The organism is Nocardia sp. NBC_01329 (assembly GCF_035956715.1).
Classification (GTDB): domain Bacteria; phylum Actinomycetota; class Actinomycetes; order Mycobacteriales; family Mycobacteriaceae; genus Nocardia.
The window spans coordinates 6040310-6066913 of record NZ_CP108381.1; the positions used below are offsets into that span (position 1 = coordinate 6040310).

General features: G+C 65.4%; 28 protein-coding genes and 1 pseudogene. 18 read left to right on the forward strand and 11 right to left on the reverse strand.

All coding sequences use genetic code 11. From position 1 onward, the window contains the following. The first annotated feature begins 3 nt into the window (after positions 1-3). From OG405_RS27440 to OG405_RS27455, 4 genes and pseudogenes are all read left to right on the forward strand, one after another. Positions 4-645, forward strand: coding sequence for a hypothetical protein (locus OG405_RS27440; protein ID WP_327149292.1), 642 nt, complete (start codon positions 4-6; stop codon positions 643-645). Between the two features lie 279 nt (positions 646-924). Next, positions 925-2239, forward strand: a pseudogene (locus tag OG405_RS27445) (IS256 family transposase). Further along, the gene (locus OG405_RS27450) at positions 2236-2832 is read left to right on the forward strand and encodes a hypothetical protein (protein WP_327149293.1); all 597 of its coding nucleotides are present in this window, start codon (positions 2236-2238) and stop codon (positions 2830-2832) included. The pseudogene OG405_RS27445 and the gene OG405_RS27450 overlap by 4 nt, the downstream one beginning before the upstream one ends. Before the next feature lie 611 nt (positions 2833-3443). After that, positions 3444-4478: a hypothetical protein gene (locus OG405_RS27455; RefSeq protein WP_327149294.1), complete on the forward strand. Its 1035-nt coding sequence runs from the start codon at positions 3444-3446 to the stop codon at positions 4476-4478. Positions 4479-4840: 362 nt separating this feature from the next. Here the strand turns inward: OG405_RS27455 and OG405_RS27460 are convergent, their stop codons facing one another. Then, entirely contained in the window at positions 4841-5059 is a 219-nt protein-coding gene (locus OG405_RS27460) for a hypothetical protein (RefSeq protein WP_327149295.1), read from the reverse strand. Positions 5060-5459: 400 nt separating this feature from the next. Here OG405_RS27460 and OG405_RS27465 point away from each other — a divergent pair, with 400 nt between their 5' ends. Beyond that, positions 5460-5930 carry a hypothetical protein gene (locus tag OG405_RS27465; RefSeq protein ID WP_327149296.1) on the forward strand — a complete coding sequence of 157 codons (471 nt, stop codon included), beginning with the start codon at positions 5460-5462 and terminating at the stop codon, positions 5928-5930. A gap of 366 nt (positions 5931-6296) precedes the next feature. On the opposite strand, the gene OG405_RS27470 is transcribed toward OG405_RS27465, so the two are convergent. The 4 genes from OG405_RS27470 to OG405_RS27480 form a co-directional block, all read right to left on the reverse strand. Further along, positions 6297-6524 carry a DUF7683 domain-containing protein gene (locus tag OG405_RS27470; protein WP_327149297.1) on the reverse strand — a complete coding sequence of 76 codons (228 nt, stop codon included), beginning with the start codon at positions 6522-6524 and terminating at the stop codon, positions 6297-6299. Beyond that, positions 6499-6645 (reverse strand): colicin E3/pyocin S6 family cytotoxin, encoded by a 147-nt coding sequence (locus tag OG405_RS29325; RefSeq protein WP_442790624.1) that lies wholly within the window; start codon positions 6643-6645, stop codon positions 6499-6501. Before OG405_RS29325 ends, OG405_RS27470 begins: the two co-directional genes overlap by 26 nt. A 183-nt stretch (positions 6646-6828) precedes the next feature. Next, complete coding sequence (locus tag OG405_RS27475; RefSeq protein ID WP_327149298.1) at positions 6829-7029, reverse strand: hypothetical protein; 201 nt, start codon at positions 7027-7029, stop codon at positions 6829-6831. A gap of 1425 nt (positions 7030-8454) precedes the next feature. Continuing rightward, entirely contained in the window at positions 8455-9072 is a 618-nt protein-coding gene (locus tag OG405_RS27480; RefSeq protein ID WP_327149299.1) for a hypothetical protein, read from the reverse strand. A 357-nt stretch (positions 9073-9429) separates the two neighbouring features. Between OG405_RS27480 and OG405_RS27485 the strand changes: the two genes are divergently transcribed. From OG405_RS27485 to OG405_RS27510, 6 genes are all read left to right on the forward strand, one after another. Then, positions 9430-10857, forward strand: coding sequence for a pentapeptide repeat-containing protein (locus OG405_RS27485; protein ID WP_327149300.1), 1428 nt, complete (start codon positions 9430-9432; stop codon positions 10855-10857). 83 nt (positions 10858-10940) lie between these two features. Next, positions 10941-12104, forward strand: coding sequence for an IS30 family transposase (locus OG405_RS27490; protein ID WP_442790797.1), 1164 nt, complete (start codon positions 10941-10943; stop codon positions 12102-12104). Positions 12105-12378: 274 nt separating this feature from the next. Beyond that, positions 12379-12714: a WXG100 family type VII secretion target gene (locus OG405_RS27495; RefSeq protein WP_327149302.1), complete on the forward strand. Its 336-nt coding sequence runs from the start codon at positions 12379-12381 to the stop codon at positions 12712-12714. A gap of 19 nt (positions 12715-12733) precedes the next feature. Then, a complete protein-coding gene (locus tag OG405_RS27500; RefSeq protein WP_327149303.1) occupies positions 12734-13063 on the forward strand; it encodes a WXG100 family type VII secretion target in 330 nt (109 codons plus the stop codon). After that, positions 13060-14559 (forward strand): ADP-ribosyltransferase, encoded by a 1500-nt coding sequence (locus tag OG405_RS27505; protein WP_327149304.1) that lies wholly within the window; start codon positions 13060-13062, stop codon positions 14557-14559. The genes OG405_RS27500 and OG405_RS27505 overlap by 4 nt, the downstream gene beginning before the upstream one ends. Before the next feature lie 12 nt (positions 14560-14571). After that, positions 14572-14826: a hypothetical protein gene (locus tag OG405_RS27510; RefSeq protein WP_327149305.1), complete on the forward strand. Its 255-nt coding sequence runs from the start codon at positions 14572-14574 to the stop codon at positions 14824-14826. 574 nt (positions 14827-15400) lie between these two features. Here the strand turns inward: OG405_RS27510 and OG405_RS27515 are convergent. Further along, a complete protein-coding gene (locus tag OG405_RS27515; protein WP_327149306.1) occupies positions 15401-16213 on the reverse strand; it encodes a hypothetical protein in 813 nt (270 codons plus the stop codon). A gap of 412 nt (positions 16214-16625) precedes the next feature. Further along, positions 16626-18110, reverse strand: a complete 1485-nt coding sequence (locus tag OG405_RS27520; protein ID WP_327149307.1) for a multicopper oxidase family protein — start codon at positions 18108-18110, stop codon at positions 16626-16628. A 166-nt stretch (positions 18111-18276) separates the two neighbouring features. Here OG405_RS27520 and OG405_RS27525 point away from each other — a divergent pair, with 166 nt between their 5' ends. The 3 genes from OG405_RS27525 (at position 18277) to OG405_RS27535 (ending at position 20690) form a co-directional block, all read left to right on the forward strand. After that, positions 18277-19416 carry a sensor histidine kinase gene (locus OG405_RS27525; RefSeq protein ID WP_327149308.1) on the forward strand — a complete coding sequence of 380 codons (1140 nt, stop codon included), beginning with the start codon at positions 18277-18279 and terminating at the stop codon, positions 19414-19416. After that, positions 19413-20054, forward strand: a complete 642-nt coding sequence (locus OG405_RS27530; RefSeq protein ID WP_327149309.1) for a response regulator transcription factor — start codon at positions 19413-19415, stop codon at positions 20052-20054. Before OG405_RS27525 ends, OG405_RS27530 begins: the two co-directional genes overlap by 4 nt. A 117-nt stretch (positions 20055-20171) precedes the next feature. After that, the gene (locus OG405_RS27535) at positions 20172-20690 is read left to right on the forward strand and encodes a DUF1990 family protein (protein ID WP_327149310.1); all 519 of its coding nucleotides are present in this window, start codon (positions 20172-20174) and stop codon (positions 20688-20690) included. Between the two features lie 6 nt (positions 20691-20696). Here OG405_RS27535 and OG405_RS27540 read toward each other — a convergent pair whose 3' ends face one another. Next, entirely contained in the window at positions 20697-21590 is an 894-nt protein-coding gene (locus OG405_RS27540; protein WP_327152552.1) for an oxidoreductase, read from the reverse strand. Positions 21591-21865: 275 nt separating this feature from the next. On the opposite strand from OG405_RS27540, the gene OG405_RS27545 reads away from it, so the two are divergent. The 3 genes from OG405_RS27545 to OG405_RS27555 all read left to right on the forward strand — a co-directional run bounded on the left by OG405_RS27545 (position 21866) and on the right by OG405_RS27555 (position 23395). Beyond that, positions 21866-22273: a hypothetical protein gene (locus OG405_RS27545; RefSeq protein ID WP_327149311.1), complete on the forward strand. Its 408-nt coding sequence runs from the start codon at positions 21866-21868 to the stop codon at positions 22271-22273. 114 nt (positions 22274-22387) lie between these two features. After that, positions 22388-22714, forward strand: a complete 327-nt coding sequence (locus OG405_RS27550; RefSeq protein WP_327149312.1) for a hypothetical protein — start codon at positions 22388-22390, stop codon at positions 22712-22714. Between the two features lie 189 nt (positions 22715-22903). Further along, on the forward strand, positions 22904-23395 hold the full coding sequence (locus OG405_RS27555; RefSeq protein ID WP_327149313.1) for a cupin domain-containing protein: 492 nt from the start codon (positions 22904-22906) through the stop codon (positions 23393-23395). A 3-nt stretch (positions 23396-23398) separates the two neighbouring features. Here the strand turns inward: OG405_RS27555 and OG405_RS27560 are convergent, their stop codons facing one another. Further along, positions 23399-24310 (reverse strand): alpha/beta hydrolase, encoded by a 912-nt coding sequence (locus OG405_RS27560; protein WP_327149314.1) that lies wholly within the window; start codon positions 24308-24310, stop codon positions 23399-23401. A gap of 77 nt (positions 24311-24387) precedes the next feature. On the opposite strand from OG405_RS27560, the gene OG405_RS27565 reads away from it, so the two are divergent. Continuing rightward, on the forward strand, positions 24388-25017 hold the full coding sequence (locus tag OG405_RS27565) for a TetR/AcrR family transcriptional regulator (RefSeq protein WP_327149315.1): 630 nt from the start codon (positions 24388-24390) through the stop codon (positions 25015-25017). A gap of 18 nt (positions 25018-25035) precedes the next feature. Here OG405_RS27565 and OG405_RS27570 read toward each other — a convergent pair whose 3' ends face one another. Beyond that, entirely contained in the window at positions 25036-25686 is a 651-nt protein-coding gene (locus OG405_RS27570; protein WP_327149316.1) for a hypothetical protein, read from the reverse strand. Positions 25687-25807: 121 nt separating this feature from the next. Further along, entirely contained in the window at positions 25808-26521 is a 714-nt protein-coding gene (locus OG405_RS27575) for a GntR family transcriptional regulator (RefSeq protein ID WP_327149317.1), read from the reverse strand. Between the last annotated feature and the right edge of the window lie 83 nt (positions 26522-26604).

Below are 26604 nucleotides of genomic sequence, written 5' to 3' on the forward strand. Positions count from 1 at the left end.
GAGGTGATCAAGATGCAGGCCATCGTCGAGGTTCCGGTCTTCGATACGGAATCGCCGCAGCCGTGGCCTGTCGCGTCGGTGGCTGCGGGGTCGTGGTTGGTGCTCGACGCCGACCGTACTGATGAGGAAATCGGGCTGTTCACCGGCGCTCTGGCTCATCGCCTCGATGTCGAGTCGCCGGGTGGGCGCGATGAGGTCATGGCGACGCTGCTCGGTGCGGAGATCCTCATCGTGGCTGGTGGCCTGCGGTTGCTCGATATGGCTACGGGGACCGCGGTGGTGCCGGGCTGCTGCGCCGGGCTCGAAGATTGGCGCGAGTGGGGGCAGGTACTGACGGGAGATTCGCCGTGGCTGGGTCATGACCCGGGTCCGGAAGTCGAGATCGCCAGTGACGGTGGTCTGCGCGTGTGGCAGGACGGCGGCCCGAACCGTCACCACGGCCGGTGGGCGGGGACAAGTATCGTGCTGCCCCGGCTCATACTGACCGACCTGCTGAGAACCGTGCAGCAGGACTTGGTCGGCTTCCTTGCCCTGGTGAAGCAGTGGACGGAGCGCAACGGGTTGGGCGACGATGGAACCGCTCTTGTGGAGGCGATCGACCGGAACTTCACCATTACGGCTCCGTTGGATCTGCCCATCGATTGAGCAGCGGCGGATTTCGCCTCGGCCGGCTATTGGGTCGAGGATCCGCATGACGATCTGGACTGGTCCGTGGTCCGGTTCAGCTGCAACGGTGGCGGCGGTGTTCATCGAGCCGATCTTGCGGTGACGGCGGGGAGCCCGAGCTGAGCGACATTGCTTTGAAGGCCGAGCAATGATCAAGACCTGTGGATGACGGGAAGGACGCACCTTCCCGGATGATCTACGTAGTCAGAGAAGTCTTGATCATGCCGGCGCGCCAACGCCGGTCGGGAAGGTACGTCCGTGCTCACGGTAGTTCAGAACACCCAGTCCGCCAACGACGACGCCAGGTCGACCCGGTCGTTGATCGATGAGATCGTCCGCGACGGTGCCCGCCAGATGCTCGCGGCCGCGCTGTAGGCCGAGGTCGCTGCCTACATCGCCCAGTTCGCCGACCAGCTCGATGAGAAAGGCCGTCGTCTCGTCGTCCGTAACGGCTACCACGCCCGAACGGGAAGTCCTCACCGCGGCGGGCGCGGTAGCGGTGCAGGCACCGCGAGTCAACGACAAGCGCGTCGACCCGGACACCGGAGAGAGGCAACGGTTTTCCTCCGCGATCCTGCCCGCGTGGGCACGGAAGTCGCCGCAGATGACGGAGGTGCTGCCTCTGTTGTACCTGCATGGGCTGTCCACCGGCGATTTCGGGCCGGCGTTGGAGCAGTTCCTCGGCACCGGCGCGGGCCTGTCGGCGGCCTCGATCACCCGGCTCACCACGCAGTGGCAGGACGAGGCCCGCGGCTTCACTACCCGCGACCTCGCGGACACCGACTACGTGTACCTGTGGGTCGACGGAATCCACCTCAAAGTGCGTCTCGAGCAGGAGAAACTGTGTCTGTTGGTGATGATCGGGGTCCGTGCCGACGGCCGCAAGGAGCTTGTCGCGTTGACCGATGGCTACCGCGAGCCGACCGAGTCGTGGGCCGATCTGCTGCGTGACTGCCGTCGTCGCGGCATGACAGCCCCGGTCCTGACGGTCGGCGACGGAGCGCTCGGGTTTTGGAAAGCCGTCCGTGAGGTTTTCCCCACGACCAGCGAACAACGCTGCTGGTTCCACAAATCCGCGAATGTTCTCGCAGCGCTCCCGAAGTCGGCTCATCCTGGCGCGGTAGCGGCGATGAAGGAAATATACAACGCCGAGGACATCGACAAGGCGCAGGTCGCGATCAAGGCGTTCGAGATCGATTACGGCGCGAAGTACCCGAAGGCGGTCGCCAAGATCGTCGACGACGCCGACGTGCTGCTGGAGTTCTACAAGTATCCGGCGGAGCATTGGATCCACCTGCGGACCACCAACCCCATCGAATCCACCTTCGCCACAGTCCGTTTGAGAACAAAGGTCACCAAGGGTCCCGGCTCTCGCGCGGCCGGCCTCGCCATGGCGTTCAAACTGATCGAGGCCGCTCAGACACGGTGGCGGGCCGTGAACGCTCCACACCTGGTCGCGCTCGTCCGCAACGGCGCCATCTTCTACAAGGGCAAATTGCTGGAACGCCCCATCGACATCACGCCGGCAACGTCAGGCACCTACGATCGGGCCACCGGAAAGGATGTTGCATGAAATCCGATTACCCGGGTAGCAACCGTGTCGAGCGCCCGTCGGTATCCACTGCCGAGAAGCACCTCGAAGCGGTCGTGGCCGACCTGCGCGGTCAACGCCTCGCCGATGTCGTGTACTACCCGTTGACCACTGGCGATGACGGCCGGTGCCCCGGGGAGTGGGACTTCGGCGACTGGCACGAACCGACGATGGGTGTCGAACTGCTCACCGGTAGCGGCCACCGCTACTCGGCGATCTGGAACAACACCTTCACCGAATACGGACTCGAGATCTTCCCGAAGCCGATGACCGATTTCCTGCTCGTCGGACCAGGAGGCAGCGTCGCAGTGCCCGTGTCCGACCACCCGCGCTGGGCCGGGTTGATCGGCGAGAACATAGTTGCTGCCGAGATCTGTTGGGACCACGACCCGAGCGGCGCAGTCCGAGTGCCATCAGCCATCCGACTCGGCCTCCGGGAAACAGCCGTATGGATCGCTGCAGGTCGCTCATCCGATCCAGGATCGGAAGCAGGCTTCTATCTAGGCACCGACGACATCATGGTCGTCTTCAGCCAGGAAATGGCCTCACAAACAGGCATCCCCAAACACCGCTGAGTGAGACCGCCCAAACTCACCAACCCACAGGTATTGACAATATCTCGTGACCTCGGATGGCCCTAAGTGCGAATTCTGACACCGCTTATCGGTGAATTCCGACGTCACTCAGGGCCGATCCGGGGCGGGTGTATCCGTGAATTTTGACGTCACCCCGGTCGGCGTGTCCGGTCGCTGAGCGTGTCAGAAAGGCTCGATGTGGAGGTCGTGGGCCGGGATCTCGAGGCCGCCCAGCAGGGTGGCGAACCGGTTCAGGTCGCCTCGTAGGTCGGTGAGTGCGTACCGTCTGCGCCGACGAGGGGGTAGTGGTGTAACTGAACGGGATCCGGCGCTAAGCGGTTTCGGTCATGTTGGCCGCAATAGGGGTTCCGGTAGTAACTGCCGAAAAAACACCACATTTGGGCTTGCCCCAGCCAGCGGGCGATGTCGCACACGGCTTTAGCGGTATCGCGGCAGGTCGTAGGTGTATTGCCCCGGATATCGGCCTGTTGTGCGGGTTTCCCTCGGACACAACTAATAGCCTTCTGACCAGCCGATACGTCATGCGCCCGAAATTCGGCTGATACCACGGCGACCCGCCGTTGTCAGAGTCATTTGGCAAGATCGCGGCTATGACCAGCACCCCGACCACTCCGCCGCGGCCGTTCGACGTCACCACCGTCTTCCCTGCACTGGCTCCGCTGGCACGCACAGCGACCCGGTTGCACCCCCGCCCCGGGTCGCCGTCACCGCAGGACAGTTCCATCGGCGGACCGCTGCTCTGGCCCGCCGCCGAGCCGTGGCCGCACTGCGACGAACCCCATGAAGTGGACGGAATAAACCCGACCCTGACCCCAGCGGAGGTGAGGCTGGAACGACGGATCCGTGCCGCCTCGCGCGGCAGGACCCTGACCCCGCAGGAACGAGAGACCCTCGAGCGAATCCGCCCCCCGCAGGAGTATCCGCTCAAGCTGGCGATCGCCCCCTATGAGGGTTCCATAGCGATGCTGCCGGTCGCACAGCTCTACGCGCGCGACGTGCCCGATCTACACACGCCTGAAGGCGCAGACCTGCTCCAGGTCTTGTGGTGCCCCTTCAACCACCCGGCGGGCATGCCCAAGACCGCGCTGTTCTGGCGGTCGGCCGCCACAGTCACCGACATCCTCACCACGCCCCCCGAACCGCCCGCGGTGCAGTTCGACGGCTACCTGCCCGAGCCGTGCCTGCTCAACCCGGAGCAGGTCACCGAATACCCCGACATCAGGGAGCTGAGCAAGGAACTCCGGGAGCAGATCGGAGACTGGAGCCTGTGGCAGGCAGCCGAGACGGGTGTGGACAGCGCCTACGCGTCGTACCCGCCGGAGTTCTACGCCAACGAGTTGTCCGTCGCACCCGGCTGGAGAGTCGGCGGCTGGCCTGCCTGGGGAGCCGCCGACCCCAGCCCCCTGCTCTGCCCTACCTGCGACAGCGACATGGATGCCCTGCTGATCATCGCCACGTACGAAGCCGGCAGCAGAGACAGCAGCTGGCTCCCACGCGAGGAACCGGCGCATGAACCATCCATCGGCTTCAAGCCCACTGCGGTCGAAATAGGTAGCGGCTACAACCAGCAGCTCTACGTCTGCCAGACGGCGCCGGAGCACGCCCACACCGAGCTGATGGCCTAGCCGGCCACGTCACACCGGGCTCACGCCCGGCGTACCCGTCCGCGGCAGAAAAGAGGCCCCGGGCCTATCGGTGCGTGGCGGCCCGTGGGTTCCGCACGGGCCGAAAAGTCACCAAGACCGGATACCGCAGATAATTCACGGAGTCGGCCCACTGCGCGACGGCCGGGTCGCTGCCGGTTAGCCAGTTGCCGATGAACGTCAACATCTCGGCGAGTTCGATCGCGTCGTCGACGGTGAGTCCGGAAAAGAGGGGGCTGACCCGGTCATGAGGGTCTGGTGTGGTCACGGGGGTGTTGTGCCTTCGGATGCCGGCCTGTGCTCGGGCACCGGGTTGGTGTCGTAATTCGCCGATAGAGTGCTGGTCAGGGCAGCATCTCATCGATGAACGGCTTGAACGGATCCAGCTTCGAAGCCCGCGCTGGATACTCCTTCCGCCTCTCGGGAAACGCCGACGTCAGCGCGGCGTTGACCGTGCGGTAGCCAATGTTGTACTTGGCCTGTAGCTCCCGGCCCGACATGCCCGCTCTCGAGTCTCGGCGGATCGCGGCAAACAGCTGCGCCTTGGACTGGTTCGGCGGCACAGGTCCACTCCTACGGGCCGTTGCAGACTGATAGCAGGATGATCCTGCCACTGCAACCCGCTATGTGGTGTCAAAATTCACGGATACCAACACCTTCCGCTCCGAGTCGGTGTCGAGATTCACCGATCAACGGTGTCGTGATTCACGGATAAAACCACTCGGAATTCGCCTATAACTGGTCTCGGAATTCACCCTTACAGCCACATCTCCCGATCCCGACCGACGGCAACATCCACCGATGAGTGACGTCACAGATGGCCGATAGAACCAATCGGGAGACTCGAACGCCGCCAGGGGACATGGGGTTGAGTAGCAAAGGACTTGCGGACCCGGTTTCGATCACGAACACTGACAGGACATGAATACAGGGGAACCGAGACTCGGAATAGATTTCGGCCGAGTGATACAGGGGGCCGCACTCGCGGACGGTGGCGCGGACACCGTCTTTCTTTCGGGCGGGTGGTACGAGGCGATGCGCACTTCGCCCACCGCCGGTGCGTTCGAGGTGCTGAACCGGCTGGTCGCCCGGTTCGAGGGGCGGGCGTGGGTAATTTCCAAATGCAGTCCGCGGGTTGAGGAGCGGACGCGGCAGTGGCTGGACCACCATGATTTCTGGGGACAGACCGGGATTCTACGGAAAAACCTGCGGTTCTGCCGCCGTCGTGCCGATAAGGCGCTGCACTGCGCCGACCTCGGTATCACTCATATGATCGACGACCGGCTCGAGGTGCACGAAGCTCTGCGCAGTTCGGTACCCCATCTTTTTCTTTTCGGGGTGTACTCGGGGCCGATACCGCACTGGCTCCACCACACCCGCAACTGGCCGGAGGCCGAACAGGCCCTCGCCGCAACGCTGGCACCGGGCCGGTGATCGCTGCCGCACGCGCGGCGAAGCCTGGTGCGGTGCGCTTGACACCGACCACCCCCCACATCCGAGCCGGATAAACCGGGTTAGAGCATTTCACGGCTATATCCGACCGAGACTTCGTCAGTGCTACCGGGACCCCCAGCTGGTCCTGGTGCGACGACACCATCGTGACCAGGCGGCTCGGAAAACTATCTGCCGTAACGCGGGAGGCGGCCGGGGATGGGTGCGGCGAGGACGCTGCCAGTCACTCCTCGGCCGTAGCTGGCTCACCGATCATCGCCACATGAATCACCTACAGTCCGACACCGCTCACCGAATCGGGCTTACCGGCACCCCGGATTCCGAGGCTGGTTAGCCGCGACAACCCGCTCACTCCGAGACTTCGAGGAAGTAGTCGGCTGCAGCGAGGTCGAGGTCAATGCCGAACATCTCGACCAGGCCGACCGCTTCGGCCGAGCTGATGGGGTAGACGTTCACGAACGTCTCAACCGGTTCCCGGAAGAGGGCTGCCAGAGCGTCGACATTGCAGACCTCGACCTCGACCTCCTCGATGAGGGCGTCGGAGCCCTTCTCAAACGTGGTGATGGAGTACTTCACGGTGCCACTGTTCGCGTCGGGCGGCAGGCTTCGTCTGCTGACCGGCCTTGGGGTCGTATTCACCGAGATGCTTGCCACGCTTGTTGTACGGGGACGGCCGGGATACTAGCGAAAGGGGCAATGAGCTCCCAAATTTGCTGTTCCAGCCGTTGTTGTTGTTTTTCGCGCGATTACTACCGGAACCCCTACCAGCGGGTTACGCCATATCCGCCCGAAATTCGGCCGATACTACGGCGACCCCCTGTCTCGATACCAAGGTTTCGAGACACCGGTGCGGAGACTGATCAAGGCGGTGCGGCTGCCGTCAGCAGGGCGCCAGAGGGAAGCACGCCGGCGGCGGGGCAGCAGGTGCAGGCGGGGCAGCGGGTTTCGCGGGCACGACCGTCGACGGCGCGGCAGGCCCCCTGGTGCTTTCGGTGGGTGAGTCCATGTGGGTGAGGGTCAGTACGACCAGCACGAGAATCCCGCCGACCAGCAACGCGCCGAGGGCCCACAGGGTCGGCATGACCGAGGCGCTGCGCGATCCGGGGTAGTACGGTGACCGGCCGCCACCCCGCCGCGGCGCGGGCCTGTCGGTGACGCGGGTGTACCCCCTCACGTTGGTACCGCCCAGGCGTCCCCCGCGTGCATGCCTCCGTGGCGACTCGATCCCCATAACCGAAGTATGACGGGGTTCAGCAGTTCTGTTGGAACGGGTAACAGCCGTTCGGCGGCGCAGCCGGCGGCGGGGCCTGAACCGGTGGCGCTGGTGGTGCGGGCTCTTCGGCCACAGGCGGCGGCGCGGGCTCGGCGACTTCCTGCTGGACCGACTCCGGGCTGCTCGGTCCCCGAAGTTCGTCCTTCGAGGCGGTGGGAAGAACCAGCCATAGACCAAGGACGAGTGCGGCCAGGACGGCCGCCGCCGCGATCAACGGCCCAGCCCATCCTGGCTTGTGTGGTTTCGAAGTCGCAACCGATAGTGGCGGTTTGGACAGGGGGCGAGGTATGTGGGTGGGTGCCCATCCGGGAGCCTGCGAAGCGGTCGACCTGGATGCCGCGGGCGAAGCTGGCATCGGCGGTGGTTCAGGTACGACATGTGGCCGCGGCGGCGGTTGTACGGGGTCGGCGCCGGCTCGCTGGACCCGCTCGGGGGCACTGATGCCCAGCAGGGGTGGGGTCTGACGATGAGGGGCGCGCTGTACCAGTGGGACCGGTGGCGGGGGTTCGGGCAGGGCTCGTTCGAGAGCAGCGGGCGAGATTTCGGGGGGTAGGGGGATCTGCCCGCGCCGGATCTGTATGTGGCGCACTTCGATGTCGCCCTGGCGCTCGATGCGGAATCGACCTGTCGAGTACCAGTCGTCGTATGTGCCTTCGCCGCTGTGATGGCGACCACCGCACTCGCACACGCACTCCCAGACCGTATACGCGTAGGCGGTCTGGCAACTGTGGCTGCATTTCATCGTGGGTGAGACCTGTAGTCGCATCTCGACCTCGCCGTACCGATCGGCCATCGCCGCCGCCAGTGGCAGCAGATGACCGGCGCTGAGCTCCCAGACCTTGAGGTGGCGGTGCGTGATCGGTTTGATCGGTACACCCTTGCCCACGACCGCCCTGATCCAGGGTTTGTTGGATGACCCTTCGTACGGCAGATACACGAGTAGTGGGCCGTGGGTGGCCCGTTTGCGGGATGCTCCGAGCAGTACCGTCCGTTCCAGCCACGGCCCTTCTGACATCACGACCCCCGTTCTCATCTCGGCAGCCGCGGGCATTGTTCACTGGCGGCGGCCGATCGCGTAATCCAGTGTGGCCCCGAGTACCGACAGTCCGTGCGGATGGTTCTCTAAAACGATCGTTTTCCAGAACCTTCGGTGCGCGGACGGAAGGCTCCGGTGGGCGGGTTGCCCAACTCGATCTCGATAGCATCGTCCCCGCCTGGCACGCGCTCGGCTGCCTACCGCCGGATTTCCGGCGGGTGCACCCCTACCCCGCCTTCTTGGTCAGCACCGCCCGTAGCTTCGCTGAATGAGGGGACACTGCTCAAGCTAGGTTCACCTGTCAACAGCGGGTTGCTTGTGAGGGCGGTGAGGCCGATCTCAGCGCGAGCGGTGTTGATGAACTCGTACTGTGCGGCATAGAGCTCCGCAAACAGTGCTGGATCTACAGCATCTGCGGAGGTCGTAGACCGCGCAGCCGCGATCTGGCGGACTGCTGAAACTACTCTCGATGAAGAGAGCTTGCTCGCATCCGACTCGCAAACGAGCCGCATCGATGCCATCGCGGCTTCCAGCCGCTCCTTGTACGGACGCCCTGCTCCGTCGAAGAAGGGCATCAGCTCAGGAACTCGCGGGTGCGGCCGCACCACGATGTTTGCAGTAGGTTCGAGCGCGAATGCGACATACTCGCGGTACGCGGATACGAACTCCGCGTAGGTCGACAGTCGAATGTCTCGCCACTGCCGGGCATGTTCACGCTGCCACTGCCGATCTTGGTTGCGGATAGTGATCCAACCGCCGACAAGAACGCCTATGAGCGCCGCCGCCGCTGTCACCAACGTACTAACCACGTCCACGCATCCCCTTCCCCTTCAACATCATTCGATGTAATCATGTCCCAGCCAGCGCTAAGCCATCGCGCTATACGCCGGATTTAGCCCGAATGTTGGCGCGGCGATTGGCCTGTTCGTAGAACGATGTTTTCTTGGACAAACGACAACGAATCATCGCAGCTCATAGATGTACTCAGCCACAATTTCGTCCAGGATTACCCCATTCTTGGACATCATGGAGGTTGGCTCCGCAGCCGGCCGATCAGCAACTCACCACGGAGCCGTTCTCCAGGTAGGTCGCGATGTGGTGTACGCGGTTCCAGTCGATAGCGCCGAACAGCGAGAATCGCGGGTTCGGTTGGCTTCGGCCAGAATCGAGCGGTGATCGGGTGGGTGAGTGCTGCTGGTGCGGCGATACGCGTGAAGACCAACACAACTGTGCGTCGTGCGGGCCGGATCAGGCTGTTGACCGCGGTCATCCTCGCGCTGGGCGCTGGTCTGGCTGTGGCCCTGATCGCCTATCAGGTGCTGCGCAGGGTGACGCCCACCAGCAACGCGGCGGCCGCGCCGATCGACCTCACCAAAGTCGCCTTGACCGTCGTTGCCGGCGTCGGCGGTGTGGTCGCGCTGGTGATCGCCTACCGTCGGCAGCGCGATCTCGAACAGAGCCGGTTCGTGGAACGTTTCGGCGCGGCGGCCGCCCAGCTCGGGGACACCGACGTTGCGGTTCGGATCGCGGGGGCCTACGCGATGGCTGGCGTAGCCGATGAATCCGACGGGCTACGCCGACAGCAATGCATCGACGTGTTGTGCGGGTATCTGCGGCTTCCTTACTCTCCGAGTCTCGGTGGCAACCATCAAACGAAGGAGATCCGCACTTATCCGTCCGGCGCGCCATCCGCTCCAGGTCACGAACAGCACTTCGAGTACCGGCAGAACGACCGCGAGGTTCGCGACACCATCGTCCGCGTCATCGCCGACCGCCTGAAACCGGGCAGTGAATACAGCTGGTCAACGTCCGATTTCGATTTCCGTACCGCCCACCTCGAAGACGTCGACTTCAACAGCGCCGTGTTCGCCGGCCTTGCCCGGTTCGACAGGGTCACGTTCCGTCGTGACGCCTGGTTCGACAACGCCCACTTCGGTAGCAATGTCTGGTTCCGCGAGGCGACCTTCGTCGGCGACGCCGGGTTCCGCCAGGTCCTCTTCACCGGTGACGCCCGGTTCGACCGAACCAGTTTCCGCCGCAACGCCGGCTTCCGTCAGGCTGTCTTCACCAGCGATGCCCGGTTCGACAAGACCACCTTCCGTGGTGACGCCTGGTTCGATAACGTGACCTTCACCGGGAATGCCGGGTTCCGCGAAGCCAAGTTCCGCAGCAAGGCCATATTCCACAGAGTGGCGTTCGATGACACATCCTTCAGCCGAGCTACGTTCCGGGGCGAGGCACTGTTCAGCGGGACAACCTTCGGCGGCGACGTCGGGTTCGGCAAGGCCACGTTCGCCGGCCCCGTCCGGCTCGACGAGGCCACATTCCACGGCGGCGCCTGGTTCGGTGAGGCCACGTTCCGCGGCGATGCTCGGTTCGAGAAGGTGACCTTTGTCGGGGAGGTCGGATTCCGGGCAGTCACCTTCGCCGGTCCTGCCCGATTCACATCAGCCGACTTCGGGTCAGCGCGAGTGTCGTTCATCGCGCCACGGCAGTGGGGACCTCCAGCACCGGAATTCGATTGGTGCCATGACAGCGTGGAGAGACCAGCAAACATCGAACCACAGGAATGGCCGCCGGCCTTGAGCCCGTCGCAGTAGGAGCAGGGCGTCCATTAATTGATCTTGGGCTCAACTGGTCACTGCATCACCGCATGGATGATCATGTCGGCGTGGAGGGTTCGGTGCGGGACTACGGGATGTCACCTGCTGGTCAGGACGAGTTGTGGACACGGTGGCGGGCGGGTGAGTCGCTCAGTTCGATGTCGCGGTCGCTCGGTATTCCGCTGCAGCACGTGCGCCGGTTCTTCGCCCAGACCGGAGGAGTCCGAAAACGACCCCGAGCTCGGCAAAGCCGACATCTGACACTCACCGAGCGCGAGGAGATCTCGCGAGGCCTGGCCATGGGCTGCTCAGCACGAACGATCGCGGTGTCGCTGGGGCGCTCACCCTCGACGATCTCGCGTGAGATCGCCCGCAACGGCGGCCAGAGCACTTACCGGGCTGCGGCTGCTGACCAGCTGGCCTTTCAGCGAGCGCGGCGCCCGAAGCCGGCCAAGCTCGTGGCCCGCCCACACTTGCGGGTGCTGGTGGAGGACAAGCTCAAGTCTCTGTGGTCGCCCGAGCAGATCGCCGGATGGCTGCGCCGGCACTTCCCCGACAACCCGTCGATGCGGATCTCGCACGAAGCGATCTATCTGGCATTGTTCGATCCGCGCCGCAAGGCGATCGATCGCACCCTGACGCAGCGGTTGCGCACCGGACGTCCGATGCGACACCCGAAACGGGCCCGCAAGCCTGACGGGCGCGGCGTGATCCGGGAACTCGTGCCCATCAGTGAACGACCTGCCGAGGTCGAAACCCGCCAAGTCGCCGGCCACTGGGAAGGTGATCTGGTGATGGGCTCGCGGCCGTCGGCGATCGCTACGCTGGTGGAGCGGACCAGCCGATTCACGGTCCTGGTGGCGCTGCCCGACGGCATCGAAGCCGAGCGGGTCACACCACATCTGACACGGTTCCTACTCGGGCTGCCCGCATCGATGCGCCGGACCCTGACCTGGGACCGCGGCCGCGAGATCGCCGGGCACCAGACCATCACGGCGGCGACGCGGACACCGATCTACCTCTGCAAGCCACGCAGTCCCTGGCAGCGCGGCACCAACGAGAACACCAATCGGCTGCTGCGCCAATATCTACCCAAGAGCACTGACCTGCGTCGATTCGACCAAGCCGACCTCGATGCCATCGCCTGCGAACTCAATCACCGGCCCCGCAGGATCCATGGATACCGCAGCCCTGCCGAGGTTTACGCTGAACATCTGAGCAGCGGTGATGCGCTGACCCTTTGAGATCGCCAACTGGCCGCCGGCGTGGCGTTGCGCCGGAGACTGCCCGAAGCGATGCGGGCGGAGCTTCAGCGAGGCCGGTAAGGCCATGTCACCGCTGGCAGCTGGAGCCGCCTGTCTATCTGGGGTCTACTCCAGATAGACAGGCCGGCTTCGGGAATGGTTGTCGGAGGGGGACGTCGAGTTCCAGGTGTTGTGGAACCAGTAGTCCGGCCGGTGCGTCGATTGGTTAGGGGGTCGGGTATGAGTGGTCTGATACGTGATCGAGAGGATTGAGATGGCAGACGGGCAGCCGATCACTGTCGATCCGGCCGCGATGGCTGATGCTGCGACGTTTTTCGCGTCGATGGCGACGACGCTGATCAATGCGGTCAAGGATGTGGACGCCGACATGGAGTACCTGCTCGGCACCTGGAAATCCGCAGCGGCGACCGCATACGCCGGCGGTTGGGAGGAAGCCCGGACGGGGGCGTTGGAAGTGCTGGAGTCGCTGGGAGATATGGCCGAGTTGATGGGGGTGCAGGGGATGGACTTCCAAGGCACCGATTCTGACCTGTCCGGCGATCTGGCTGACCAGGCCGCTGCGGCCGCGCCGAGTTCGCTGCGGCTCTAGACGGGCAAGGGGCGACAACATGGGTGATCCGGCCAACGGCGGATACCGGGTGGATCTCACCGAGCTGGAAGCGGCGGGGGATCGGCTCGGCAACCTCATCGGGTTCTTGGAGGACTCGCTCGACCAGATCGAGACGCGGGTGAGTGTGCTGCGGCAGGGATGGTCCGGGGACGCCGCCACCGCCTACGACAACGCGCACGCCGAATGGCTCGACGGCGTGGGGGACATGAAAGACGGGTTGCTGCGAATGCGTGAGGCTGCCCGTACCGCGCACACCAACTACACCAATGCCGTGGCCACGAACGTGGCGATGCTGGGCCGGGGTGCTGCACCGGAAAGCGGGCAGTGAGCCCGACCACCGTCGACGTCGATCCCCAGGTCTATTACGACGCCGCCACTGCGCTGGGTGCTGCGGCGCTGGGGTTCGGTCGCGCTGTCGATAACCGATGGTCGGCGCTGGCCGACTGCGAGGAGATGGCCGGCTCCTACGATGACGCGAAAGCGTGGGCCGCCGACTACGACGCGCGCGCCAACGAAGCCGTCGACACCGCGATGCTGCTGGCCGAGGCCGCCCGTGGCTACGCCATGCTGCTCGGGGAGATGGGCTACAACCACGCGATGGCCGACTGGGCCAGCGTGCTCGGCAATACCGCCCCGGAACCGGCCCGCCTTCCGGATCCGGACTGGATCTCGATGGTCAACCGCCCGCCGATCCCGTCGGCCGGCGGGCCGGGCAACGGTCTGGTGGCCGAGGGACTGTCCGGGGCGGTCGATCTGCTCGACGAGATCGGGGTCGTCATCCCCGACGGCAATACCGGCAAGCTCGGGGACGCGCAGCGGTTGTGGTCGGAGATCGCCGCCGACCAAGCGGTCGCGGGCTTCGCCGCCGAGCTGAACCGCATCGCCGACCTGTTCGCCACCGTGACCACCAGCGAAGCGGTGTTCGTGGATGAGGACCTGCGCGCGATGGCGGCCGCTGCCACCGACGTGGCCGGCATGGTGGGCGAGATCGCCACCGCGGTCGGTGATCACCTCGCCGGGCTGCAAGACCTGCGTAACAAGCTGAAAGACCAGCTCGTCGAGCTCGGTAAGGAGATCGCCACCGAAGTCCTGATCGGCATCGGCCTGTCGGTGGTCACCGCCGGGTTCGGTGCCGCGCTGGCCACCGCGCGCGGTGCGGCCGCGGTCAAGAAGTTCGCCGGCCCGATCCGCTCCCTGGTGGTCACGTTCAAATCGCTCAAGATCGGCAAAGGGGTGAAGACCACCCACAACGCCACCAGTCACACCCCGACGCTCAAGCAGCTGGCTTCCCTGAAACCGAAAAAGGCCGAAACTGAGAAACCAGGGGGGAAGCCATCGACCACACCAGGCCGACCGAGCCTTTCCCCCGACGATGAGACGGCAATCAACGCGTATACAGGGCAGGATTACCAGTGGATCAACGAGGCGCTGCGCAACCCGCTCGCCGACCCCGACACCTACGCCCAAGCCCGTATCGACGCGCTCAACCAGGCTCTGAGCAAACTGCCGAACTACGAGGGGCAGGTAGTCCGCCATACCTACCTTCCCGAAGATGTACTGGCCCGGTATCGGGTAGGTGAAGAGATCACCGAAACCGCGTTCACCTCGACGTCTCAGAACCCGGCCGGCGCCAGCGAGCTGTTCAAGGGCGTGAGCAACGTCGAGATGCAGATCATTTCCAAAACAGGCAAGGACGTCTCCGGCTTGTCCAAGAGCCCGGAGGAACTGGAAGTGCTGTTCCAGTCCGGCACCCCGTTCGAGGTGGTGCAGCGCTTCACCGATCCAGTGACCGGACGGACCGTGATCCGTATGGTCGAGCAATAGGAGGTATCGCAAATGGCCGAACGCATCGCTGGAAAGATATTCCGGAGCAGGGAAGAAGTGATCGCTTCCGGCGGGCGACCGCTGAGCGAGGAGGAACGAGACGCCGCCATAGCTCAGTTCGAGGACTGGGACAAAAACGTTCGCTCCAAAGCCGGCCCCGGCCCCGCCGCGGTCGGGGGGAAGTTTTCCGATGACCTTGCCGGAACCGAGTACGACCCCGACACCCCCGGCATTCCCGACCACATGCGCAAAGACCCCGGCCAGTAAGGGCCGCCTCCCTCATACCCAACTCAGACACTCCCGGCCGAAGGAGCAGCCGGGAGTGCCGTCTATCTGGGGTGTAGCCCAAATAGACAACGGGCCTTGTCCGTTCGAGGAGGGACCGATGGGTCGGGCTCCGAGCGGGCGAGAGCGCGATGCGGTCTCCGATCTTTGGGTTGTGCGTCGATGTCGATTCCCGGGGGCGCCTCGGGGGCACTGCTCCAGCTGCCCTCGCTCGCGTTATGCCCCATCGCGCCTCGGCCACGGACCAATCGATTTCCTCGTCCGTACCGTGGTCCGGCGGCAGGATCTCGGTCAGCGCAGCGATACCCGTCGGGTCTTCCATGGCAATCTCTTCGACTGTATGGCCGCGAGCCCAGGAGGTCGCACCGACAAGCGCCGCGACTGCCGCGTCAGCGGTCCAGTGATTCCGGCAATTGTTCGCGGCAGTACCTCTTGGGCCGCTCGCATTGATAGCCCCAACGCGTGGTGGACTTTCGCGGATCTGATCCCAAACCCCGTTTCGAACACGCGATATGTGGCATGTGCGGATGTTCGGATTCGCTGGCGGCTCAACCCCTCAACAGCACGTGGGGCGCTCCGGCGATGCCGGGCAGGCGCCGATGACCAGATCCCATACGTCACCTATGTTGATCTTGGTGGGTGAGGCAGCTCCGTCGGCGTGCCGGTCCTCGTAGGGGACCCAGCTGTCGTCTTGCCATTCCGCGGAGGCGATGGTCAATACCGGTTCGGTGGGTGTCCCGCAGGCCGGGCACGGCTCGACCCACGGATCGCTGCGTGCCCAGGCGACATAGCCGCCGATCTTCCACCCGGGTGCCACGGATAGCCCCATCTGGTACGGACTTTCGGTCCACACACCGAGGTCCTTCACCTCGATGCCGAGGTGTCCGGCCTCCCACCGCTGCATCTGCTCATAGAGATCCTCGTCGAGCTCGAGCGCTGAGGGATACTCGGTCACTTGTTCCGGCGCGATCGTGCACGGTTCGAGAACGAACTGCCCGAGCCCGTCTTGAACCGTCACAGGCTCGGGGGGATCGGCCAGAATGTCGGTGACTGTGGCCACGGACCGCCACACGACAGTGGTCTTGGGGAGCAGTTCGTCGTCGTGCTCGAACGGGCACCACAACACTTGCAGCAGATCCTTGCCCGCTGGCGCTCGCAGACCGGGAACGTCCCGGACATACAGTTGCGCGATCGGCAACATGGCGACCGAGCCCTCCGGTAGCACCGGATCGGGGTCGAAGAGCTGCTGAAACCTCGCCAGATCCTCTGGTGTGTCTTGCCATTGGTAGTCGTCCTCGCTCGGCACGGCCTGATCGCGGACGGTGTCGTGGTCCTGGTGCTTCGACCGGGCCTGCTTCAGCGACGTCACCTCGCCTGTGTGCACGTCGTGACAGTGTGGCCAGGGCTCACCCGCTGGCCACAACAGGGGCCCGCCCACGGAGCTGTCGTGGCACGAAGGGGAGCCGGGGCGAGGGTGCAGCCGAGTCGCGGTCCGGGCAAGCGGCGCCAGGGCTGGAAAGACGGCTGCTATATCGACCGGTCGGGGCGCGGTGGTGCGGGTCATGCAAGAACCTCCACGAAAGGCGCGGTGTCCGTCTGGCGGGCGGCCCCGCGTCGTGGTGCCGCGAGGCGATTCACCAGGCTAAATCGCCCGTTTCATCAGCCTCTTCCCTGGGACGCGTCAACCGCCGAGATACTGGTCGCGCGGGCCGCGGGTAGTGGGGAACACCTCGGCGGACACCACCCCAGCCTGCTGGCCACCGCCATGCATGAGTTCTTCGCTAGGAGGTCTCATGGCCGGCCATCATCGGCATCGGGGCCGGTTGTTGTCCGGGGGCGAGCATGAGGAACTGTCCCATCATGCCTTGATCTTCATGGTGGAGCAGGTGGCAGTGATACATGTAGGGGTAGGTGGGATCGGTGTATTCGGTGAAGCGCATGGCCAGCGTGTAGGTGGACCCGGAGCCGGTGTAGACAGTGTCCTTCCAGCCTGCGAGTGCGGGCGGGGGTGGGGTCCCGTTGATGGCGAGGATCTGGAATTGGACGTCGTGTACGTGGAAGTTGTGCGGCCAATTGTCGTTGTTGCGGACCGACCAGACTTCGGTGGTGTCGACGGGAATCGTCATGTCGATGCGATTCATGTCCATGCGGCGGCCGTTGATCATGAACCATTGCAGGTCGAAGGTGCGGGTCGGTTCGGTGCTCACGGCGGTGAGTGGCCGGATGGGGACGAGCGCGGCCGGGAGGGCGGCGGATCGGCGCAACGCGCGAGCCGCGCGTAATTCCAGGATGTCGAAGGTGTCGTCGAATCCGAACTCGGTCGCACGGTCGATACCGGCCCGTTCGGTGATCGGCAGCGACCGCAGGGCCAGTTTCTCGCCCGGGCGCATCGTCAGTACCAGTTCGACACGCTCGCCGGGACTGAGTTGGATCTGCTGCAATGCGACCGGTTCGGTGAGCAGTCCACCGTCGGTGGCGATCAGGTCGAAGGTTCGTCCGTCGGCGAGCGCCAGGTTGTAGAGCCGGCCCGAGGAGCCGTTGAGGATGCGTAGCCGGACCCGTTCGGTGCTGAGGTCCAGATGGGCTCCGGCGATACCGTTGGTGACGATGGTGTCGCCGAGCAGGCCGATGTCGGTGGGATCGGATTCGTCGAGTGTTCCGTTGGCGGCGAATCGGCGGTCCTGGATCACCAGCGGAATATCGTCGACACCGTAATCCTTCGGGAGGTCGAGCGTATCGGCGGATTCGTCGTCGATGAGGAAGAAACCGGCCAGTCCACGGTAGACGTGCTTTTCGGTCGCCCCGTGTGGATGCGGGTGATACCAAAGGGTGGCGGCCTGCTGGCGGATCGTCCAGTGTGGGGCCCACTGTGCGCCGGGGGCGATCATCTGATGCGGCCCGCCATCGAACTCGGCGGGTACGTGCATACCGTGCCAGTGCACCGATGTCGGCTCAGGGGTGTCGTTGGTGATGGTGAACCCGACCTGCTCGCCGACGCGGGCCCGCAGGGTGGGCCCGAGTACCGATCCGTTGTACCCCCAGGTCGGCGTGTGTTTTCCCCGGAGGATCTCGGTTGTCGCCGAGTGGGCACGCAGCGTGAACCGGCGGACGCCATCATCGCCGACGGTCGACGGGGCCAGAGGGGGAATCGGCAGCGGGCGGGAGCCGCCTCCAGGTATGCCGGTCGGTTCCGGCAGTCCACACCCGACGGCAAAGGCCACTGGCGCCAGGGCCAGCCCGGTGAGAAATCCTCGACGTGATGCCACCTACGCTCCTCGTTCATGGGGAACCTCCAGACTGGATTGCGGGTCGACACGACACCTCGGCTGTCAGGTCGGACACGGTCGGCCGAATTCGGGCCGCGCGGGGATTGCGTAGATTTCCACGGCGTGCTAAGCGGTTGCGGTCGCGGAATTCACCTACCGTGGACGAGTGATCGACTTCCGAGCGCTCCGTGATCCGCGGCAGCTGCTGCGCTGGCTGCCGCTGTTGCTGATCCCGGTGCTGCTGCTGGCCAGCACCTACCCGGGTGAGTTCCGGGTCCCCGTCGCATACTGGATCTTGGCGATGTCGGCGGGCGTGGTGTTCGGTGCCGGTGCGCGCTGGCCGCTCTCGACGTCGATCGTGTTGTCCGCGCTGGCGATTCCTATGTTTCGCATACCCGCCTGGGGTGTCTCCGGACTGGTTCCGTATCTGGGTGCGGTGGCCCTTGTCGATGCCGTCGCCCGCACCCACCGCGCGTCGACGGTGTGGTTGGCGAGCGGCGGCTGGGCCGCGGCGGTTGTGCTGGGACGTGCGGGTATGCACGACACCTCGATCGGGCGTGCCTCCACCGCTGTCGAAGCTGCGGCCTACGTGTGTCTGCCGTTGCTGTTGGGCCTGTATCTGCGCGGTCAGCGTGACCTCTCCGATAACCGCGCCGCCGATGTCGAGGCACGGGCTCGTCTCGATGAGCGTGCGGCATTGGCGCGGGAACTGCACGACGTGGTGGCCCATCACATGGCGTCGATCGTGTTGCGGATGTCGGTCGCCGGGCACGTCCTGCGACAGGCCGATCCGCGTATTACCGAGGTGCTCGACGACGTGCGCAGCACCGCCACGGCCTCCCTGGCCGATATCCGCAGGCTGTTGACCGTATTGCGCGATCCAGGTCTGGGCACGATCGCACTGGTCGATACCGAGGCGATTGCCGCGGAGATCGAGGCCGCTCTGCAGCGCGTGCGGGTCGCGGGCTTCCAGGTCGATGCCCGGATCGACGCCGAGTTCGCGGGCCTGGACGCGATCGAGCGGCTCACGCTATTGCGATTGGTCCAGGAATCGCTGACGAACGTCATGAAACATGCCGATCGTGACGCGCCGGTCCTGTTCCGCGTCGCGGCCGCGCAGAATGGTATCGAGGTTCACCTCCTCAACCGCGGCCATGGGAGCAACCGGCGCTCCGGACACGGCATCGTCGGGATGCGCGAGCGGATCGAACTCACCGGCGGCACCCTGGATATCGGGCCCGACGGGCCCAACTGGGTGGTTCGCGCGTGGCTGCCCGGTAGTGCGAAGGGAGAACACCAACCGTGATCACCGTGCTGCTGGTCGACGACCAACGCCTGGTGCGGGCCGGATTGCGGATGCTCATCGACGACACCGCCGACCTCACCGTCGTCGGGGAGGCCACCGACGGGATCGGCGCGATCCGGATGTACACCGAACTCTGCCCGGATCTGGTCATCATGGATCTGCGGATGCCAGGGATGGACGGCATTACCGCCACGCGACACATTCTCGCCTCGGCGCCCCGCGCGAAAGTTCTGGTGCTCACCACCTTCGACGACGACGAGCACCTGTTTCCCGCACTCGCCGCGGGTGCTGCCGGATACTTCGTCAAAGACACCGAGCCGGCCGTGCTACTCGACGCGATTCGGCGCACTGTCGAGGGCGACCTGCTCTTCTCGCCGGCGCTACTACGCCGGTTGCTCGATCGCGCGATCGAAGCACCCCAAGGTGCCGAGTCCGTTCCGGTTCCGGCGGATCTGACCTCCCGCGAACTCGATGTATTGCGCCTGGTCGTCGCCGGATACGGCAACCAGGACATCGCCGACCGCCTGCACCTCGGCGTCAGCACGGTCAAAACTCACATCGCGAACCTGCTCGACAAGACCGGAACCGACAACCGAATCCGGCTCGCGGTGTACGCGGCGCGATTCGTCGGCGATTGATCCCGCGCCGAGGGTGAGTCCGCAGTGCTTCGTGCGACCGGTGGTGGGGCTGGGTGTACGGTCAACCGTCTCCCCGGACTCTCGCCACGAGAAGGTACGACGGCGAGGATCGAGGGTATGAACGATCGGCCCTCTTTCACCTACTCCGAGATCGGCGCCACGCGAGGCGAGTTGCCCGCGGGTTACCGGCATCTCCGCCTGCGACGCGAGATCGGTCGCGGTGTCGACGAATTCGACCGGCTGGGGCAGGCGGTGCTCGGGTATCGGATACAGCAGGGTCTGGGCATCCTCCGGGAAACGCAGACTCCGGTGGCCGAGCCGGGTGCCGATATCACAGTCCTGCTCGGCGTCGGCCGGTTCGGCCTGCGCGCGCCGTGCCGGGTCGTCTACGTTCTGCGCGAACCCGACCGGATCGGGTTCGCCTACGGCACTCTGCCGGGACACCCGGAGAGCGGTGAGGAACTCTTCGCCGTCGAATACGACCGGGAAACCGGCACCGTGTACGGCGTGGTCACCGCGTTCTCCCGGCCCGCGAGCTGGTACACGCGCCTCGGCGGGCCGCTGGCGGTGCTGGCCCAGCGGGTCGCCGCGGCGGCCTACCTCGCGGTGCTGCGCCGGACACCACGGGAGCGATGAATCGGATCAGGACAGACCGAAGCGGACGCCGGTGAGTTCCTCGGAGACCTCCCAGAGTCGCTGTGCCGCGGCCACATCGCTGGCGCGGGCGGACCGGCCGACGAGTGTCGGATAACCGTGCATCTCCCCGCGCCCGTCCGGCCCGACGTAACTCGCGCCCGGCAGGTCCTGTGTGGCAGCGAACAAGGTGGTCAGAGCCGCTTTCTCCGGGGTTTGGGCGAGATAGCGACCCGCGAGGTGCACGATGGCGACCAGGAATTTGTTGCGGTTCGCGGTGCCGAGTTCGGTGGCCGCGTATCCGGGATGGGCGGCCGTCGAACGGACCGCCGACCCGGCCTGCCGTAGCCGGCGCTCGAGTTCGAGGGTGAACAGCAGGTTCGCGAGTTTCGACCGTCCGTAGGCTTTCACCGGACTGTAGCCGCTCGCGGTGAGGTCGAGATCGTCGAAATCGATGATCCCCACGCGGTGGGCGCCGGAGGCCAGATTCACCACGCGATCGGTGATATGCGGCAGCAGGCGATTGGTCAGCGCGAAATGGCCGAGATGATTGGTGCCGAATTGCATTTCGAAGCCGTCCTTCGTGCGGGCCTCCGGCACCATCGCGACCCCGGCGTTGTTCACCAGTATCGAGATCTCGCCCTTCCACGTCTCGGCGAATTCACGGATCGAATCCAGGTCGGCGAGATCGAGTCGCCGCACCTCGTTACTGCCGCCGATCCGGCGCGCCGCCTCGTTACCGCGGCCGATATCGCGAACCGCGAGCACCACATGCGCTCCGGCCCGGGCCAGCAGTGTGGCGGTGCCGAATCCGACGCCGCTGTTGGCGCCGGTGACGACCACGGTGCGGCCGTCGAAGGCGGGCAGATCGGCTGCGGTCCAGTGCGAAGAACTCATGTCCAGACGGTAGCGCGGGGGACTCGCACCGGGCGCCGACACGGCGGAAATCACGCGCTGCCAGCGGTTACGCCCGACGATTCACGCCACCCCAGGCGAGGAACAATTGGCCGGAAGCGCGGAATACCACCGGCCGGACGAGTAGCGTGAGGGGCGTTCCGGGTTCGGTCACAGATCGTCGAAACCCGGTAGCTCGGCGTTATGTTCGATTTCGGCCGAACGTTCTCGATCAGGTGTTACCGGCTTTCCCGCTCGATCCGCTGTCACCGAAAGGATCGTCGATGCATCGTTCACGCAGGACCGTATCAACCGCGGCGTCGGTAATGGGCGCGCTGGCGGCGGCGCTCGTGGTCGCCGCGCCCCATGCGTCCGCCGCGATCACCGAATTCGAGTTGGCGCCGGGAAGCGGTACGGGCAGTTCCCCGGCACCCTATGGCACCCACTGCGCCTACACCGCTTCCGCGACCGCGGAGCCGGGGGAGTATGTCAGTTTCTACGACAGCCAGAAGGGTTCGTTCGATCCGCCCGGCGCGATCCTCGTCGGCGCTTCCGGGACAGTCACCGCGCAATGGTCCCCGGAGACGCCCGGTACGCACACTCTGCACGCCGTGAACATCGGCAGTGAACAGTCTCTTCAAGTAGAGGTCGGCTCCGGCCTGAACCTCGGCTCCGCCTGCCCGGTGCTCTGATGGGCGGCATGCCCGCCGTGCGCGTCGATCGCGGTGGTTGCTCGGATTCCGGACCGAAAGGCAGACACAGACCTGCCGCGTGACCTGCGGCAGCAAGCGAAAGGGGTGTGCCATATGGGGGATATACGTCGCGCACGGCGTCCGAGCGGCGTGAGCGCCGCGATCGAGCGGATCGGTGCGCAGCTCGACGAGGGATCACTGCGTAACGAGCTGATGGTCGCGGCCCTGGTCCTGTCGTCGATCACTGTCGTGATGGGCTTGACCGCGGATGGTTTCGGCTGGATGGCCGGATACTGCCTCGCCGGAATCGTGGGTTTCACAGGGGTGTTCGTGGTGATGCGCGGAGATCGGCCGCGGCAGCAGTGGCTGGTGCCGCTCGGCATAGCCGTGCTCGAGATCCTTCTGTTGATCGTGTACGGGCGGATGTCCGGGAGTCTCTGAATCGAGCACGACAGCGTCCGGCCGGGCCCGATACACCCGAAGGGTTTTCCGGCCGGACGCTCGGACCGGGGCGCGGGCGCAACAGCCGCGGCGGCGGTCGCCCAATTCACCAGTCCGCCCGTCGGCAGCCGATTACAGTCGGTTGGTTCGGCGAAACTGCCGGTTGGACAAGGTGAAAGAGGCTCTGCCATGACCGCGATCGGTCGCGGCGGCGTACGCAATCCGTGGACGCAGCCGACCTACGGTTACTACAACAGTTCGTTCGAGCAGTCGCTCACCGAGAAGGACACCGCCGGCGGGTTGACGGTGATGCGGCTGGCCATCGACAAGGATTCTGCGCCCCCGCTGCACTACCACACGCGTGAGGACGAGTTCTGGGTCGTGACCTCGGGTCGGGTGCGGTTCTGGCTGGGTGGGGCCACATTGGGCGATTGTGCTGTGCAGGAGGCCGATCCGGGCGCGTTCGTATTGGGGCCCCGAAATATCGCGCACACTTTCCAGACCATCACCGAGACCGCCGAAGTGCTCGTCGGCAATACGCCGGGTGCGCTGGAGGGATATTTCCAGGGTGTCGGTCCCGCGGAGGTCCGCCACGACGAGGACAACTCCGATTTCCTGGAGAGGTTCGGCGTGTTCTTCATCGGCCCGCCGCCGGTCTGGAGCGAATGGAACAGGACGTAGCTACTACTCGGTGCGCTGGGAACTACTCGTGGCCGGCCGTACGAGGTGTTCGGTCAGAAAAGCGATCTGGTCGGCGACGATCTGCTCGACCACCGGCGGATGGTAGACGGTGAAATGGTCGGCGTCGTAATGCTTCAGCACAGCCCGGGGTGCGGTGGCGGCCACCCGGCCGGCGATCGCGGGGTCGATGAGGTTCTCGCGTTCGCAGGCGCAGACCAGGAGCGGGCACCGCACCCGCTGCGCTGCCGATGCCGCGTTGTAGAACAGCATGCCGAGTCCGGAGGCCGCCGTGATGCGGTTGTCGAAGCGGTAACCGGGCGGAGTCACCGACTGCCATCCTTCGAGCGCGCCCGGTTGCGTGACGAAGGCGAGGTCACCGGGCTGCCCCACGAGTGGCACGTAATGCCGGGACCTTCCGGTGGCGGCGCGTACCAGGTCCGAGAGGATCGGGACCGTGAACCGGAGCAGATGTCTCACCCCGGCCTGGGCTACCACTGCACGCCCGCTGAAGACCGGACACTGTACGACTGCCGCGCGCAGATCGTGGTGGCGGGCGGCGGCCGCCAGGGCATGGCTGGCACCGAAGGAGGTGCCCCACAGGGCGATCCGCGCCGGATCCAGTTCCGGGCGTGAACGGGCGAAGGTCAGTGCTGCGTCGACGTCTTCGGCGTAGCGGCGCTGGTCGACCAGCTGTCGCGGCTCGCCGCCGGATTCGCCCAGGTGCCGGAAGTCGAAGGCAACCACGGCCATTCCCGCTTGCGCGAACGATCGCTCGTATTGCCCGAGCATCATCTCGTGGGTGGCGCCGCCACCGTGGACGAGGACCACGGCCGGGTGTGGCCCGGGGCTCTCGGGCAGTGTCAGCCAGGCCGCGCAATGGTCGCGGCCGGACGGGAAAGTGGTGCGGATCGTCATGAGACCTCGATTTAGGTACGTTGTACGTGAACGAGGTTCAGTTAATCACGTACGACGTACCTAAACAAGGGAGGGTCATGCCGGCACCCAGGAAATTCAGTCGGGAACAGTTGCAGGCCGCCGCGCTGGCGCTGGTCGACGAGCGCGGACTCGGCGCGCTGACCATGCGCAATCTCGCCACCGAACTGGGTACCGGCGCGATGACGATCTACAACTACGTGGACGGCCGCGAAGGACTCGAGGAGTTGGTGACCGCGGCTGTCATGGGTGAGACCCGCTGGATCGAGAACGCAGGTGACTGGCCGACGCAGGTGCGGGCCGTCGCCGAGGGGATGTGGCAGGCCATTCGCGCCCATCCGCACGCCATTCCGCTGATACTGACTCGGCGCGGTTCCGATATCCCGACTCTCGCGCCCGCCGAGGCCCTGCTGCGGGCGTTGGCAGGCTCCGGGCGTTCGGGGATCGAACTACTGGTCGCCTTTCGGGCGGTCTCCGGGTTCGTCACCGGCTTCGCGCAAGCCGAACTCACCAGCCCGCTCGCGGCCCGCACCGGCGAGGATCGGGGTGCAGCGGCCGCCCGAGTGGCCGAACTGCCGGCGGACCGGTTCCCGAAGTTGATCGAGATCGCGCAAGCCGCCGCCGTCAGCGCTCCGGAAGCCGAATTCCGCGCCGGACTGGAAATCGTCCTCGCGGGCTTGCGCTCCTGAGCGCGCCCCGGCGCCGGGTCAGGGCGCCGGCTGGAGACGCCAACGCTGGTACGGGCCGCCGCGCGGGGTCATTTTCAGGGCCCGGCTGCCGGGTATGTAGGTGAGCACCGATTTCGGGTAGCCCTCCTCGAAGAGGTAGCCGTCCGCGATCTCCCACCCCGCCGCGAGCGAGGACCCGGAGTCGACCAGACGCGCGTTCGTCCCGCCCTCTGAGGGGACGTTTCCATAGGAGAGGGCGAAATATCCGCGGGTTTCCTCCGCGACAGTGTTGACGAGGTGGTTGTGGACTCCGGAGTAGGTGTTCGCACCACTCGAGTCGAAGAACCAGTGCTGCCGGGCGGAACTGGCGCAGCCGCGCATTTCCAGGCCGGGATCGGTGATCACGCTCGCCCGGTCGCTGCGGCGGGTGTACTCCCGCTGCTGCCAGGTGCCGTCGAATTCGTAGTAGCGGCTGGGTTCGCTGGCCAGGCACAGCCGGGCTTCCTCGTTACGGAGCGCGAACTTCCCGCCGGGAAATCCGTTGGAGGTGACACTCGCTGGGCTTCGTTTCGGCGGCTCGACGCCGGTCAACTCGATATCGGGCGTCGCCGCGGAATGGGTCGCGACGAGCAGGCCGGCGATCACGGCGACGAGTGACAGCGAGCCGCCGCATACTCTTCTCGGATTCATTTGCGAAAGCTATCAATGCTTCATCGGTGCGCATCGATGGCGCGCGGAAAACCGCAGGGGAGGAACTACATAGAGGGATCGATGGAAGCGGTCGCCCGGGCGTGGCCGGCGCTTCGCCCGTTCAGGGGGTCTGGATGGCGGTGAAGGTCATGCGGTCGCCGCGGTAGAGGGACCGGCGATGCTCGATGGGGACCCGGCCGGGGTCGTAGGAGACGCGTTTGAGCAGGAACATCGGGGTGCGGGTGTCCACGGTCAGCAGGGCGGCCTCGCGGGCGTCGGGCAGGGTGGTCTCGATACTGTCGACGGCCTCGGCGAAAGCGATTCCCCGGTTCGCGATCTCGGCGTAGAGCGACCGGGTGTAGTCGAAGGATTCGAGCAGGCCGGGGTAGCGGTAGGCAGGTAGACGAGTGGTCTCGAGACCCAGCCGGACACCGTCGGTGGTGAGTACGCGTTCGAGTTGGATCACCGGATCACCGGGTTCGATGGCGAGTAGCGTTGCCAGTTCGGGTTCGGCGGTCTGCTCGGACCAGCCGACGAGTATGCGGGTGGCGCTGCGGCCTTCGGAGCGCGCGGCCTCGGTATAGGAGCCCAGGGCCAGCGGCAGCACGAGTTTCGGGCCGGCGACCACTGTGGTCTTGCCCTGACGTTCGATCCGGCCCGCGACGAGCAGTTCGCGCAGCGCTTGGCGCACCGTCTCCCGGGCTACATCGAAGCGCACCGCGAGATCGCGTTCGGAGGGCACGGTGGCTCCCACATCCAGCCCGTCGAGCAGCACTTCGATACTCGCGCGCACGATCTGATGCTTGAGGACCCGGGGTTCGACCGTCGACGACACGGCCCAACTCTACCGCGATGCTGGTCTATACCAGCTGTTAACCCAGGGTTCGCCCGACGGTCTCTCCCTGGTCTATACCAAGC

What these genes read in the sequence shown, in the direction of transcription:
- OG405_RS27450 (WP_327149293.1), top strand. Translation starts at nt 2,236, where the DNA reads ATGAAATCCGATTACCCGGGTAGCAACCGTGTCGAGCGCCCGTCGGTA.
- OG405_RS27455 (WP_327149294.1), top strand. Translation starts at nt 3,444, where the DNA reads ATGACCAGCACCCCGACCACTCCGCCGCGGCCGTTCGACGTCACCACC.
- OG405_RS27475 (WP_327149298.1), bottom strand. Translation starts at nt 7,029, where the DNA reads ATGCCGACCCTGTGGGCCCTCGGCGCGTTGCTGGTCGGCGGGATTCTC.
- OG405_RS27495 (WP_327149302.1), top strand. Translation starts at nt 12,379, where the DNA reads ATGGCAGACGGGCAGCCGATCACTGTCGATCCGGCCGCGATGGCTGAT.
- OG405_RS27500 (WP_327149303.1), top strand. Translation starts at nt 12,734, where the DNA reads ATGGGTGATCCGGCCAACGGCGGATACCGGGTGGATCTCACCGAGCTG.
- OG405_RS27510 (WP_327149305.1), top strand. Translation starts at nt 14,572, where the DNA reads ATGGCCGAACGCATCGCTGGAAAGATATTCCGGAGCAGGGAAGAAGTG.
- OG405_RS27535 (WP_327149310.1), top strand. Translation starts at nt 20,172, where the DNA reads ATGAACGATCGGCCCTCTTTCACCTACTCCGAGATCGGCGCCACGCGA.
- OG405_RS27545 (WP_327149311.1), top strand. Translation starts at nt 21,866, where the DNA reads ATGCATCGTTCACGCAGGACCGTATCAACCGCGGCGTCGGTAATGGGC.
- OG405_RS27550 (WP_327149312.1), top strand. Translation starts at nt 22,388, where the DNA reads ATGGGGGATATACGTCGCGCACGGCGTCCGAGCGGCGTGAGCGCCGCG.
- OG405_RS27555 (WP_327149313.1), top strand. Translation starts at nt 22,904, where the DNA reads ATGACCGCGATCGGTCGCGGCGGCGTACGCAATCCGTGGACGCAGCCG.
- OG405_RS27560 (WP_327149314.1), bottom strand. Translation starts at nt 24,310, where the DNA reads ATGACGATCCGCACCACTTTCCCGTCCGGCCGCGACCATTGCGCGGCC.
- OG405_RS27565 (WP_327149315.1), top strand. Translation starts at nt 24,388, where the DNA reads ATGCCGGCACCCAGGAAATTCAGTCGGGAACAGTTGCAGGCCGCCGCG.
- OG405_RS27570 (WP_327149316.1), bottom strand. Translation starts at nt 25,686, where the DNA reads ATGAATCCGAGAAGAGTATGCGGCGGCTCGCTGTCACTCGTCGCCGTG.